Below are 14857 nucleotides of genomic sequence, written 5' to 3' on the forward strand. Positions count from 1 at the left end.
TGGCGGGTAACGGCGCGGTTCTGAAACATGCGTCCAACGTACCGGGCTGTGCACTCGCCATCGAGAGTGTGTTCGTGGCGGCTGGCTTCCCGAATGACATCTTCCGAACATTGCTTATTGGCGGCGACGAGGTCGATCGCGTTATTCGGCATCCAGTGATCCGCGCTGTCTCGCTAACGGGCAGCACGCAGGCAGGGAAAGCCGTTGCGACGTCGGCCGCCGCCGTTCTGAAGAGAACCGTTCTCGAACTCGGCGGAAGTGACCCCTATGTCGTTCTCGAGGACGCGAACCTTCGAGAGGCCGTCCGTCTCTGCGTCCAGAGTCGATTGATCAATAATGGCCAGTCGTGCATTGCGGCCAAACGCTTCATTGTCCCGAAAGCGATCCTGGCTGAATTCGAAGACAGGTTCGTAAATGAAATGCGCTCCAGGAGAGTCGGCGATCCGCTGAAGGAAACCACTGATGTCGGCCCGCTCGCCCGAGCGGACCTAAGGGCAGAGCTCCACCTTCAGGTTCAACGAAGCGTCGAGCGGGGGGCCAGTTGCCTGTTGGGGGGATTCATTCCCGACGGAGAAGGTGTGTTCTACCCTCCTACCGTGCTGACCAATGTCTCGCCCGGAATGCCGGCGTATGACGACGAATTGTTTGGGCCTGTCGCCGCGATTATCCCGGTGAATAACGACGACGAGGCCATCGAGGTAGCCAACGACTCTGTGTATGGACTCGGAGCCGCCGTATTCACCCGCAACGTCAGGCGAGGGCGAAAGATTGCTGAGGAACAGCTGGAGGCGGGAGCATGCTTCGTCAACACTTTCGTCCGTTCGGACCCGCGACTTCCTTTTGGTGGAATCAAGGAAAGCGGATTTGGTCGCGAACTGGGGCGAAACGGTATTCGCGAGTTCGTTAACATCAAGAGCGTCTACATCAACTGACAACACTGGACGCAGAGAACCCTCAGGTCCACGCGACCTCTACTCCTAACTGATACCCACAGATATGTCCTCCCACTCCTCTGCCAGAACGAAACGTCGGAGCGCACAACTTCGATCAAGCAATACCAGTGCGGCGGACACCGAGTTCGACACGCGCTATGTACACGGCCTTTTCTGCAATCGCACGCTGAACCTGCGATCGATCCAGGCGATTGGCTACGACATGGATTACACGCTGATCCACTATCGGATGAGTGAGTGGGAGAACCGTGCGTACGATCACCTCAAGGCTAGATTGCTTGCGGCAAATTGGCCCGTCGAAAAGCTCGAATTCGATCCCAATCTGGTGACGCGAGGATTGATCATCGATACCTCCAGGGGCAATGTCCTGAAGGCTAACCGCTTCGGATATGTGAAGCACGCCTTTCACGGCACAAAGCCGATCGAGTTCGAATCAAAGAAGCGGGTGTATCGCGACACGCTTGTCGACCTGAGCGACCGTCGGTGGGTCTTCATGAACACGTTGTTCTCGATTTCAGAAGCCTGCATGTATATGCAGCTGGTCGATCTTCTCGACGACGGGCACGTGAATCAGGTTCGTGGCTATGATGAACTCTATCAATTCGTGCGGCGCTCCCTCGACGAAGCTCACGTGGAAGGTCAGTTGAAGAGGGATATCATGTCCGATCCCGAGCGCTTCGTCGAACTCGACAAGGATCTTGCGCCCGCTTTGCTCGACCAGAAGTTTGCAGGAAAGAAGCTTCTGCTCATCACCAATTCGGAATGGAGTTACACCGCCCCGATGATGTCATTCGTGCTGGATTCGTATCTGCCAGACGGTATGACGTGGACCGACCTGTTTGACATCAAGATTGTTGGAGCACGCAAACCCGATTTCTTCGCGCTCCGGATGCCAACATTTGAAGTGGTTGACGAAGCTGGTCTCCTGAAGGCTCACGTGGGCTTGCTCGAGTCCGGCCGCACCTATGTTGGAGCCAATGCCAGTCTGGTTGAGGACAGCCTCGATCTCTCCGGAGACGAGATTCTGTACGTCGGCGACCACATCTTCGCCGACGTCAACGTGTCGAAGAGCATCAACCGATGGCGTACTGCGCTCATCATCCGTGAGTTGGAGGATGAGATTCGCGCCCTCGAAGGATTCCAGAAATCGGAAGTGATATTGACGGATTTGATGCAGCGGAAAGAGCAGATTGAGTCGGAGTATTCCGAGACGCGGGTACGCCTGCTTCGTGCCAGGCACGGCTATGGTGAGTCCGACGATACGGAGCCCGCAATTCATGAAAAGCAGATGTCCGAGTTGCGGGGCAGGCTTGTCAGGCTCGACGAGAAGATTGCACCGCTGGCGCAGGCGTCAGCTCGTCTACTCAATCCGAACTGGGGACCGCTGATGCGAACCGGGAAGGACAAAAGCCATCTCGCCCGGCAGATCGAGAGGTACGCGGATGTCTATACGACTCGGGTATCTAACTTTCTGCATCACACGCCTTACATATACTTGCGTGCGCACCGGGGGAGCCTGCCCCATGACACAATCGACGAATTCGGAGCCTACATCTAGTGCGACTCACTAGTTGAGCACCACGACACTCCGCACGCGCACAGCCTGGACGTCGTAGTCGCTCTGTACCGGCTCTCTGAAATCTGCCGATCCATGTGCGGGTATCTCTCTGACCACCGCGTACATTCCGTCGACACGTCGATTCTTGTCGTCGAATAATGTTATCTGAATCTGGGCACCGCCGACGGCAGTATCCGAGTCGTTGAACACCGTTCCCGTGAGAATGCGCGCACCGCTCGGATGAAGCTTGAGCTCGATTGTCTCGACGCGTAACGCCGGACCCTTGTCTCGTGTGCCGCACGCTGCGACGGTGAGTGCCACGAAAAACACCAAGATCACGAGCGCACTTGTGCGGTACTGTTGGTTAATCATTTCGCGTTAGTCAAGTCCGTACTGGGACGCGATCTCCTCCAGAGAGTACAGATCTGAATCCGGTTCGCCCAACATCTCCCTGGTGATAAGGTGGGCGCCCATCACCAACGCATCCATGTTCGTTCTCCGAAAACACTGAAAAGCATCGTCGGGCGTGCATACGATGGGTTCCCCACGCACGTTAAAACTTGTGTTGACGAGAACGGGACAGCCCGTGAGATGACCGAACTCCTTCAGCAAGCGATGGAAGAGTGGATTGCGCGTTTCGTCTACGGTCTGGATTCTGGCTGAGCCATCAACGTGGGTGACCGCCGGAATGGGAGAATCGATAAGGGAAAGGCGGTCGAGCCCGGTCCCGCTGATCGCCACGTTCCGCACAGAAGACACCAGCAACATGTACGGGCTCTCCGCTTCCGTTTCAAAAAAAGAGGAGACGTCTTCGGCCGACACGCTTGGTGCAAAGGGTCGGAAGCTCTCGCGAAACTTGATCTTCAGATTCACTCGTCGCTGAACGTCGCGACCACGAGGATCCGCGAGAATGGAACGGCAACCCAGCGCCCGCGGGCCGAACTCCATGCGGCCATGGAACCAGCCAACGACGTTACCTGCGGCAAGGAGAGCCGCCGTGCGAGCAGCCACATCGCCACTTTCCATGGTCTCGAACGGGATGTCGTTCGACTTGAGAAATGACTTGATATCACTGTCACTGAATTCCGGACCCAGATGGCTGGCCCTCATGGCATCAGGCCGCCTGGGTACCCGGTCCTTCCCGAAATAGTCGTACCAGGCGACTAGTGCCGCACCGAGGGAGCCTCCGGCATCCCCGGCAGCCGGCTGAATCCAGATATCTTCGAATCCACCCTCGCGCAAAAGCCGACCGTTGGCCACACAATTCAATGCCACCCCGCCGGCGAGGCACAGATTTGTCTCACCCGTTACCTGACGTACGTGCGATGCCATCGACAAGATCACGTCTTCCGTGACCTCCTGGACAGAGCGTGCCAGATCCATCTCGCGCTGGGTCAGGGGTGTCTCGGGCTTTCTTTCCGGTCCTTCGAAAAGCGTCGCGAACTTGCGTCCCGTCATTCGCAATCCGTGAGCATACTCGAAGTACTTCATGTTGAGGCGGAACGATCCGTCGCTGCGAACATCGATGAGCTTTTCCCGGATCGTAGATACGAAGCGCGGCTCACCATACGGCGCAAGACCCATCAGTTTGTACTCACCTGAATTCACCTTGAAACCGCAGAAGTACGTGAACGCACTGTACAGCAAGCCAAGTGAATGCGGAAAGTGGATCTCACTCTGGATTTCGATTGAACTACCCGCGCCGACACCGAACGATGTCGTGGTCCATTCTCCGACTCCGTCGGTTGTCAGAAAGGCTGATCGTTCAAACGGCGACGGGAAGAAAGCACTCGCCGCGTGACTCTCGTGGTGTTCCGGGAACACGATGACTCCATCGTATTCCAATTCGCGCTGGAGGAGATCAGGAATCCACAGCTTGCGCTTCAGCCACAGAGGCATCGCTTTCGTGAACGAACGCAGGCCGCGCGGCGCATACGAAACATACGTCTCCAACAGCCGCTCAAATTTTAGAAAGGGCTTGTCGTAGAAGGCTATGGCGTCGAGGTCGCGCGACGAGATCCCGGCATAATCCAGACAGTACCGGATGGCGTGCGTGGGAAATTCCGGATCGTGCTTCCTGCGGGTGAATCGTTCCTCCTGCGCCGCAGCGACAACTTCACCGTCCAGCAAGAGGGCGGCGGCCGAGTCGTGATACCAGCACGATATTCCGAGAACGTAACCCAAGCGGAGCCCTCGCTACCTTTCAGTTCACACTAGCCAGATCTTCGAGATTGGCCCGGAGTCGCTTCAGCTCGGCGATCGTATCCGCCTCTTTCTTGCGTTCACGCTCCACCACTTCCGCAGGAGCCTTACTCACGAACTGTCGATTCTGAAGCTTCTTCTGAATCTTGACGACAAAGTCCTCCTTTTGATCGATCTCTTTCTGGAGTCTGTCCCGCTCAACGGAAAGATCGATCATCCCGGACAGCGGGATAAACACGACGTTTCGTCCAACGACGGCTGAAGCGCTCGCGATCGGCTTCTTCCGACCGCTGCCAACCTCAAGCTGATCGACGCGCGCGAGCTTCTCGAAGTAGTCGCGATGGCTTTCGAGCGCCTCAAGAAGGTCGGGTTCTTTCGAAGAAACATTGATGATCACGCCGATGTGTTTCGACGGCGGAACGTTGTACTCCGCACGGATATTCCGAATACCTGACACCATCTCCTGAATGACAGAGAACGTTTCAGCGGCACTGTCAGATTTCTCAGTCGGGTTCGCAGCCGGCCACTCCTGAACCATGCACGACTCGCCTTCGCCGCGGGGCCTGACTCGCTGCCAGAGATCTTCCGTAATGAAGGGCATGAACGGATGAAGGAGGAGGATCATTTTCTCATACAGTTCGACGGCCAACGCAATTCGCTCGTCTTCCATCGAAGATCCTCTGGGCGGCTTGATCAGCTCCAGATACCAGTCGCAGAAGTCTCTCCAAAACACATCATATACAGAGGCCAGCGCTTCATTCAGGCGATAGCGATCAACGGATTCGTTAACACGCTCGATCGTAGTGTTCAGTCGATGCAGAATCCACTGCTCCACAAGGTCGAGTTCGGCGTACTCGCGCGTCCGGCGATACTGACGGCCCGGCTCCATGAACTGGCCAAATACATTGAAGGCGTTCCAGATCTTGTTCGCAAAATTGCGACCCATCTCGAACTTCGTCGGGTCAAGCTTGATGTCCTGGCCCTGCGCGCACAAGATGGTCAAGGAATAGCGGACTGCGTCGGCTCCGTATTCTTCAATCATCTCGAGCGGATCAATTCCATTCCCCAGACTCTTGGACATCCATCGTCCAAGCTTGTCCTTGATCATTCCCGTGATGAAGATGTCGCGGTACGGTATTTCCCCGGTGAAATGAAGTCCGGCCATGATCATCCGGGCGATCCAGAAAAACAGGATGTCGTAGCCCGACACCAGCACGTCAGTCGGGTAGAAGAACGAGACGTCTTTTTTCGCCTTGTCGTCGTCGTGAGGCCAGCCGAGTGTTGCAAAAGGCCAGAGCCACGATGAGAACCACGTATCGAGAACATCCTCGTCCTGAATCATCCCCTGCTCGGGCTGATTGACCGAAACGACGAAGGCGCGAGATTCGTCGATATGACCATCCGCGTTGGTGTAGTACCAGACCGGAATTCGGTGACCCCACCACAATTGTCTGCTGATGCACCAGTCCCGGATGTCTTCCAGCCAGCGGAAGTACTCGTTCTCCCATCGCTTCGGGTAGAACGTGATCTTTCCGCTCCGAACTGCCTCGATAGCGGGTTGGGCCAGCGGCTCCATCTTGACGAACCACTGCCGCGAAATCAGTGGCTCGATAATCTCTTTCGATCGACTCGAGACAGGAACATTGATCTTGTACGGCTCCACCTTCTCGAGCAGGCCCTGGCTCTCGAGATCGGCGACTATTCGATCCCGCGCCACGAAACGATCGAGACCCATGTAGGCACCGCCGTTCGAGTTGATGGTCCCGTCCGGGTTCAAGACGTTGACGACATCGAGGCCGTGTCGTTGACCAATTTCGAAATCGTTCTTGTCGTGTGCCGGCGTAATCTTGAGTGCGCCAACGGCGAACTCCATCTTGACGTACTCGTCAGCGACAACAGGAAGTTCACGCTCGACCAGTGGTAGGATTACTTTCTTACCAATGAGGTCCGCATAACGAGCGTCGTCCGGATGGACAGCGATGGCAGTATCACCCAGCATTGTTTCGGGGCGCGTCGTTGCCACAGTAATGTGACCCGACCCATCTGCCAGTCGATAGCGGACGTACCACAGACTGCCGTCTCGCTCGACATTGTCCACCTCCTCGTCTGACAGAGCCGTGCGGTTTTCGGGATCCCAGTTGACCAGATAGTCACCGCGATAGATCAGACCCTCCTCATACAATTGAACGAACACACGCTGGACCGCTTCCACGTACCCTTCGTCCATTGTAAATCGTTCTCGTGCCCAGTCGCATGAGTCGCCGAGTCGGCGTTTCTGCTGAAGAATGATATCGCCGTACTCGTCCACCCAGTCCCAGACATGAGCCATGAATGCATCACGACCGAGATCGTGTCGCGATCGACCGTCCCGGTCTTTTATGGATCGTTCTACAACGTTCTGTGTCGCGATCCCCGCGTGGTCCTTGCCCGGCATCCAGAGGGCTTCGAAGCCCTGCATGCGGCGAAGGCGCGTAAGTGCGTCCTGGATTGTGTCCTGAAGCGCGTGACCCATGTGAAGACGCCCGGTCACGTTCGGAGGCGGCATCATGATGACATGCGGCTTCCGCGATGAGTCGGCGGAAGTCCCGAAGTAGCCGTGGTTCTCCCAGTACTCGTACCATTTCCCCTCGATGCTTCGCGGGTCATACGCCTCGCGATTGACGAGCGAGCCTTTGTCCAGTCCGTCGCTCTCCATAACTCAAATGGTGTTTTTCGTGTACGTGGTGTGAGGTGTCATGGGGTCTGCCGAAAACCCAAAAACCTGGCAACGGGAGCCAGGTTGTTACCCAGCGGCATTGCGCCGACCGGCAATAATACGAGGTACTGGCCAAAGTTACGGCGCTCTCGGCGGCTACACCACGGCGCGACGACGCAGAACTGCATCAGGGGCTGGAACAACCGTATCAAGGACCCGCGCGGTCGAGAGCACGCCCGGTAGTCCTGCGCCCGGATGTGTGCCCGCACCGGTAAAGAAAAGGCCTTCAACATCTTCGCTCCGATTGTGAGGCCTGAAGTAAGCGCTCTGCGTTAGTACAGGTTCCACACTGAACGCCGCGCCCTTGTACGACAAATAATCTTTCTCAAAGTCGGCCGGGGTAAGCATTCTTGAAACTACGAGTTCCTCTTCGAGCCCGGGCAATAGAGAATCGCTCAGGTAACGACTGACACGCTGTCGATATGACTCGGCAGCGGCGATCCAGTCAATCCCGCTGTCGAGGTGCGGGACAGGTGACAGAACGTAGAAAGAATCACAGCCGGGCGGCGCCATTCCCGGATCCGTTGCTGTCGGACGATGCAGGTAGAGACTGAAATCGTCCGCCAGGATCTTGCGATCAAACACATCTCGAAGAAGTCCTTTGTATCGGGGCCCGAGGAGGATCGTGTGATGCACGACGTCTGGATACTTACGCTTCGTCCCGAAGTACCAGACGAAGAGTCCCATCGAGTATCGCAGACTATCGATTCGTCTATTTGTCCACCGTCGTCGCGCGTTGGCGGGCACGAGGTACTTGTATGTCCAGGCCACATCGGCATTCGACACGACGATATCAGCATCGATTTCTTCTCCGTCAGCGAGGACCACACCGGTGGCTACTCCGTCGCGAATTCTTATCTGTCTTACCTCGGTGTTGAGCCGAATGTCGACACCTAGATCGAGAAGCAAATCGACGAGCCCCTTCACAATCGCGCCGGTGCCACCAATCGCATAGTGTACACCCCATTTGCGTTCCAGGAACAGGATGAGGGAGTAGATCGAGGTGACCTTGAACGGGTTGCCACCAACCAGCAGCGGATGGAACGACAGCACCTGCCGAATTTTCTCGTTCTTGATGTATTTCGAAACCAGGCTATAGACGGTCCGGTAGCTTTCGAGCTTCATCATTGCCGGCACGATCTTCGCCATATCCCACACTTTGTCGAACGGGATGTGTCCGAGTTGCTCGAATCCTACACGGAAGATGTCCTCGCTCTTCTTCAGGAAGCGTTCGTATCCCTCAACATCGTCGGGAGCAAATCGCGCGATCTCAGTCTTCATCCGGTCCAGATCGCCCGTATAGTCGAAGGCGGTCCCGTCATCAAAACGAATACGGTAGAAGGGGTCGACCGGACGGAGGTCGACATACTCCTTCATTTCCTTTCCAGCTAGGTCCCAGAGTTCCTCCAGCAGAAAAGGAGCCGTAATGACCGTAGGCCCTCCATCGAAGACGAAACCGTCTTCTTCGAACACGCGCGCACGACCACCGGGCTGGTCGAGCCGATCAAGGAGAGTGACCGTGTACCCCCTGGTTACTAGTCTGACGGCCGCGGCCAGACCTCCGAAGCCGGCTCCGATTACGACGGCACGTGCTTCTCGCTCAGGTGTTGTACCTATACGGCTATCCATCTGACTCTTGGAAGGCATTTGATGATTGTGGGCGATCGACGTCGTTTGTTAGTCGTTTCGAATCCAAACGCACGATCGGTACGAGCGTTACACGGATGGGCCGAAATGTAGGTGAAGAGTGACCGATGAGCGAATCGAGTCACGGGAATCGAGCCCTGAGTTCGGCAAGACTGTCTCCACCATATTTCTCCAGAACAGCGTTGGCGATAACGAGGGCGACCGTCGCTTCGGCGACCGTCGAGGCTGCAGGCACACTGGTCACGTCACTTCTCTCGTATCGAGTTGGCTGCGGCACGCCAGACGCGATATCCACAGTGTTCAGAGGCTTGATGAGAGTGGGTATCGGCTTCATGTAGCCGCGCACAACGATGGGCATTCCGTTCGACACGCCGCCCTCGATGCCTCCGGCCCTGTTCGTGCGGCGCCTCAATTCATCGCTGACAGCGACGATCTCGTCGTGTACCTCGGAGCCCGGAGCAAACGACCCGGCAATGCCGTCACCAACCTCAACCGCCTTCTGACCCTGTATTGACATGACCGCCTGCGCGAGCTGACCGTCAAGTCGCCGATCCCAGTGAACGTACGATCCCAGACCTGGTGGCACTCCGGTCACCACCACTTCGTAGGAGCCGCCCAGCGAGTCTCCGGACTTTTTGGTCTCAATGATATGCTCGATGCAACGGGCCGACAGATCTGGATCGATCATCCGTACGTCAGACTGGTCCGCCGCCTTGTTGAGACTGCCTGCTCCGTTGGTCAGAAGTTCGGATTGCCGGGAGAGATACGTCGCCGCCGTCGAGTATCGGACCCGACCGATTCCGGTAACGTGACTGCCGACCTCAATACCGACCGCTTCGAGAAGTGGTCTCGCCAGCGTACAACAGGCAACACGCATTGCCGTCTCACGAGCACTCGCACGTTCGATTACCGGACGAATATCATCGAAGCGATACTTCTGGGTACCAACTAGATCCGCATGACCAGGCCTTGGAAGCGTTACAGGATCGACATCGTCGCCACTACCACCGACGGCCATGACGAATTCCCAGTTCGACCTATCCTTGTGATAGGCAGCATTGTCCAGACGGAGTGCAACCGGGCTGCCCATTGTCTTTCCGAACCGTACACCAGAAATAATGTGAACGGAATCACGCTCGATCTTGGCTCGGCCACCGCGTCCGAATCCCAACCATCTTCGTGCCAGATGCTCGTTTATGGCTTCGGGACTAACGGCTACCCCCGCAGGCATTCCCTCGACAATACCGATGAGTGCCTCACCATGAGATTCACCGGCGGTTAGGTAGCGTATCATCGGAGATCGGCCGGACGTAAATGAGCGAATGATTACCGAACGATACCCGGTATTAGCGGGAGACTCGCACTTCGTAGAAGGCCGATATTCCGTCTCGGCCAACGATTTCCAGCACGGCGGAGCCAGCCCCGGTGAGGGAAGATGAAACCGCTTCGCGAAGCTCTTCGACGGTACCTACTGGAGTCGAGTCGACGCTTCTCACAAGCACGTCTCTCCTGAGACCCGCCGCGGCCGCAATACCGGCCCTAGCAATGTAGGCCACGTATACACCCGACTCGGCTGCGAATCGCTCCAGATCGTCGGCCGTCGTCTCGCGAACACCGATTCCGATCTCCTCAAGATGAACAACATCGACTTCGGCTTCCGGTACGGTGGGACGCTCAGGCGGCGAGGTCCGACCGTTGTCATTGAGATCGGCAAACCACGTCTTTGTGGCGGCATCCTCACGGCCCATGAGTACAACCTCAATCTTCTGACTGCGCCCTCTGCGCCAGATGTCGAGGTGAACAAGATCGCCGGGCCGCTTCCGTGCAATAGCACTTTGAAGCTCGTTGGGAGCGTCCACATTCATGCTGTCGACCGAGACGACCACATCTCCCGGGCGCAACCCGGCCTTGTCCGCGGCTCCCCCGCTCCAGACCTCGTTCAAGTACACACCACCGATGTACCCCAGTCCGAGACGATCCGCGAGCCGCGCATTGACGGGAGCGATCTCCACGTTCAGAAAACCTCTCTGAACCTCACCATACGCTATCAAGTCGGCGGCCACCCTGGCGACAAGGTTAACCGGCACCGCAAATCCGTAGCCCTCGTATGAACCAGATTCCGTTGCGATGGCAGTGTTTATTCCAACGAGGGATCCGCTCAGATCGACCAGTGCGCCGCCTGAATTTCCCGGGTTGATGGCGGCATCAGTTTGAATGAAATCTTCGATCCCGAAACTGTCGCCAATAATGTTTACCTGGCGACCAAGGGCGCTAACGATGCCGGCGGTGACGGTCGATGTCAGTCGAAACGGATTGCCAATGGCAAGGACCCATTGACCCACCTCGACATCGTCGGAATTGCCAAAGACGGCGACCGGCAATTCGGTTGCATCTTCGATCCTGATGACGGCAAGATCCGTAGCTGGATCCGTCCCGACGATGCTGCCGGCGAACTGCCTCTTGTCTGTTAGCGTAACCGTCATCGAAGAGGACCCTTCGACTACATGATTGTTTGTGACGATGTAGCCAGTCTCGCTGATTATTACCCCACTTCCAACACTCTGCCTGGGCGACCGGTGAAAGAACCTTCGCTCCCAACCTTCCGCGGGTTCCGAATCTCCTCCCAGGTCAACCTGGATGTACACGACTGCACCCTTGACCTCGCCTGCTGCATCTTTGAACAGCGAGCTCAATTCATCTGCACTGGAGAGATTTGCCGGACGGCCGGCGGGCTGCACGGACGAGCGCCCGATCTGAATACGTTCTATGATCGGCGCGTTTCGCGCAGACTCCCGCTGATTGAAGAGCACCGTCGCCAGAACCGCGCTGAGCGCTGCGATCATCACAAAACTTACGATCGTGACAGTCCAGAAAAGCTTTCTGCTGACAGGCGTATTCATACGTGGACCGGCAATTGGCAGCGGTTGTAGCGCGGAAGTAGACCAGCGCTATCGTTTAGGACGCGCTACCAGTCATCCATGTTGCATGTAATCCGCATAATGTGCGCCGGACTCCTCGTCAAGGGTGCCGGGGCTTTGCGGTTGAGGCTATTCTCGAGTATCGGCAGCGAGGACCTGAGACTTACTGACTGCTGATATCTCCGCGAAGCATTTGTCGGCTAGCTGCTTGCGCGTCAGGCCTACCGCGTGGACGGCTCGTCCAACGACAATATCCAGACGGGCCGATCGGACACCAAGGAGATTCCAGAAATGACTGAAAAGGCTCTGCTGGGGGTCCGACCAGGTGAACCACGAGTGTGTGCGGTTGTCCGGTGGCTCCTCGTTAACCTCGGTGGTCATCAAAGTAATAGGGAGCGCGATTCGGTCGGTGGCGTTCTCGATGGCAGCAAATCCACCTGTTTTGAACGGCATAATCTCCGTGCCTGCGACGGTCGTTCCCTCGGGAAAGACCAGGACATTTACGCCCGCGTCAAGCCGACCTGCCACGTTATCCGCAAAGTCTACTGATAGAAGTCGGCGTTGACGATAGACGGGGATCATCGCAATCGATCTACAAACCCAGCCCACGACGGGCACCTTCAGGAGTTCAGCCTTGCCGGAAATGGACACCGGAAAGATAGAAGCGACCACGAATCCGTCCAGAATTCCGAGGTGATTCGAAACGATCACGCATGCGTCATCGGGCTGCGCTTCGCCGAGCAGGCGAACGTCGACGTTCCAGATTCTGACTACGCGGCGACAGGCACTGGATTGACGGTCGGCTCGGTATCTGAGCCGCTGAGAGGCGGGCTTCTGCCGCACTGACAGATTCAGATATAGCGTCTCGCCGAGTATGGTGACCACGATAAGAATGAGCCGCCAGCATCTGCGAGCAAAGAGAAAGATCTTCTGAAGGAGCATTATTCTCCGTGATCGCCGGAAAATCAGGGAAGTTCTTTTTCGAACCCCGGGGCCTGCTGGTTTTGACGTGTCGGAGGGACTCGCGGTCGCTCTGTCGAATCCCTTTCGAGGCGATCTGTAGATCTTAAACGATGGGATTCACCTCCAGACCGAGTTGCCAGTGCCGGCTGTCTCGGAAGAATTACCGTGAACGTACTCCCTCTTCCTTTTTCGCTTTGAACCTCGATCGAGCCACCGAGAAGATCTACAATTCGCTCGGCAATCGCCAGACCAAGTCCATTTCCTGAATGTGTGCGTGCCAATCCTCCCGATTCCTGCCGGAACTCGTCGAAGAGAGCAGGCAAGAATTTTGTATCGATGCCGACGCCTGTATCTGCTACGTGGACCTGGAGAGCGTCCCCCTCGTCGACGAGTGAAACTTCGACGCTTCCTTGTTCGGTGAATTTGATCGCATTGTTAAGCAGGCTGTCAAACGCCTTGGTCAGGGCGTATTCATCAGAGTAGGCGTGTGGGTCGTTTGTCTCCAGCCGAAGTTTAATTGTGACATCTTTCGCAACGGCCGACGGGCGGTGTGTTTCCACGATCTGGTCCAGAAGAACGGCAAGATCAATCACGTCATTGTTGACTTCCATCGTTCCGGCCCGAAGCTTTGCGAGGTCAAGCAGGGAGTTGAGCGTCGACATAAGCCTGTGGCCGCTCTTCTCAATGATGTCCACGAACTCGTGATAGTCTCCCGGTATTTCCTCTCTCAATATGGATGCATATCCGAGGATAGCGGTGATTGGCGTACGGAGTTCGTGCGAGGTAGTTGCCAGGAATTCGTCCTTCAGCGTAACGGCTTCCTGAAGGCGGACGTTGGCAACTTGAAGCTGGTCGTTTGCCTCGTTTAGTCGTTCGTTGATCACTCGCTCTCGGGCGAGTTCCCGGGCTTGTTCTTCCGCTCTTCTTTGCGCCTTGACCATCGACACATACTTCCAGGAGAGTGTGACGAACGTGATTCCGCCGAGGAGGTAGAGCGAAAATGCCCACCATGTTCGATACCATGGCGGAAGCACATGAAATGAGTAGGCACCGGTGTCGCTCAGATAGCCAAAACCATTTCTTGCTCTGACGATGAACTTGTAGGTACCCTCGGGCAAGCTCGAGTATGAGGCGGTGTTGGTTCTTGACCATGGCGACCACTGGTCGTCGTATCCAACAAGCTGATACTGGAAGACCGTTTCTTCTGGCGCGTTATAGGTGGGCGCTGCGAACTCAAAGCGAAGGTTATTTAGTTCATAGTCGAACTCGAAGATCTTGTCCGGAGGTTGTTCCCCCACGAAGCCGCCAGCCTCATTCTGAAAATTGCCTCCGAAGAGCGTGGAGTCTGTTCGCAGGTCTGTGAGTTTCCGAACGAATGCTCCGTACGGGTTGTCGTAGTTTTTGACGACGTGCGGGTCGTAGCGGAACAGTTCGTCGCCGCGGCTGATCCATGCGACACCTGATTCTTCGACGAAGATGCGGGATAACGCGGCCGGACTCGATCGAAGAACACTAGGGACGGCCCGCTCAAAACCACGGTCGAACCTCCTCTGAAGAATCTCAACACGATCGCTCATGACGAGCCAGATACGACCGGCATCGTCAGAAGTAAATGTGAGCAGCGAATCTCTCGTCGGGCGGGGTCGTGAGATCTCGTCAAGTCGGACGAAGTCTGCCACTTCGGCGTCGATCCCGTAGACTCCCGAAACCCCCGCAACAACGGGCTTTCCAAGCAGTGTCGACGCTACGACATAGTCATCTGGTATGTCGCTAGGCTTATGAAATGATCTCATTCTCCGAGCTGAAGCTTCGCTCGGTACGATCACAAGACCCTGTCCCTTAGTTCCCAACCATATAGTAC

The 14857-nt window shown here is 56.3% G+C and carries 10 protein-coding genes; 2 read left to right on the forward strand and 8 right to left on the reverse strand.

From position 1 onward, the window contains the following. Nucleotides 1–932, forward strand: a 932-nt coding sequence (locus HKN37_14755) for an aldehyde dehydrogenase family protein (protein NNE47908.1), incomplete at its 5' end; no start/stop codon positions are given. Nucleotides 933–996: 64 nt separating this feature from the next. Next, nucleotides 997–2511 (forward strand): HAD-IG family 5'-nucleotidase, encoded by a 1515-nt coding sequence (locus HKN37_14760; GenBank protein NNE47909.1) that lies wholly within the window; start codon nt 997–999, stop codon nt 2509–2511. Between the two features lie 9 nt (nt 2512–2520). Here HKN37_14760 and HKN37_14765 read toward each other — a convergent pair whose 3' ends face one another. The 8 genes from HKN37_14765 to HKN37_14800 all read right to left on the reverse strand — a co-directional run bounded on the left by HKN37_14765 (nt 2521) and on the right by HKN37_14800 (nt 14789). Then, nucleotides 2521–2883, reverse strand: coding sequence for a hypothetical protein (locus HKN37_14765; GenBank protein NNE47910.1), 363 nt, complete (start codon nt 2881–2883; stop codon nt 2521–2523). Between the two features lie 6 nt (nt 2884–2889). Then, nucleotides 2890–4695 (reverse strand): carbamoyltransferase, encoded by a 1806-nt coding sequence (locus HKN37_14770; protein ID NNE47911.1) that lies wholly within the window; start codon nt 4693–4695, stop codon nt 2890–2892. A gap of 19 nt (nt 4696–4714) precedes the next feature. Continuing rightward, entirely contained in the window at nt 4715–7408 is a 2694-nt protein-coding gene (locus HKN37_14775; protein NNE47912.1) for a valine--tRNA ligase, read from the reverse strand. 156 nt (nt 7409–7564) lie between these two features. Then, a complete protein-coding gene (locus HKN37_14780; GenBank protein ID NNE47913.1) occupies nt 7565–9097 on the reverse strand; it encodes a phytoene desaturase in 1533 nt (510 codons plus the stop codon). Nucleotides 9098–9236: 139 nt separating this feature from the next. Then, entirely contained in the window at nt 9237–10409 is a 1173-nt protein-coding gene (gene aroC, locus HKN37_14785) for a chorismate synthase (protein NNE47914.1), read from the reverse strand. 52 nt (nt 10410–10461) lie between these two features. Then, nucleotides 10462–12015: a PDZ domain-containing protein gene (locus HKN37_14790; protein ID NNE47915.1), complete on the reverse strand. Its 1554-nt coding sequence runs from the start codon at nt 12013–12015 to the stop codon at nt 10462–10464. A gap of 147 nt (nt 12016–12162) precedes the next feature. Further along, nucleotides 12163–12975: a 1-acyl-sn-glycerol-3-phosphate acyltransferase gene (locus tag HKN37_14795; protein ID NNE47916.1), complete on the reverse strand. Its 813-nt coding sequence runs from the start codon at nt 12973–12975 to the stop codon at nt 12163–12165. A 23-nt stretch (nt 12976–12998) separates the two neighbouring features. Next, nucleotides 12999–14789, reverse strand: a complete 1791-nt coding sequence (locus HKN37_14800; GenBank protein ID NNE47917.1) for a hypothetical protein — start codon at nt 14787–14789, stop codon at nt 12999–13001. Nucleotides 14790–14857 lie beyond the last annotated feature (68 nt).

This window comes from Rhodothermales bacterium, from assembly GCA_013002345.1.
GTDB lineage: Bacteria > Bacteroidota > Rhodothermia > Rhodothermales > JABDKH01 > JABDKH01.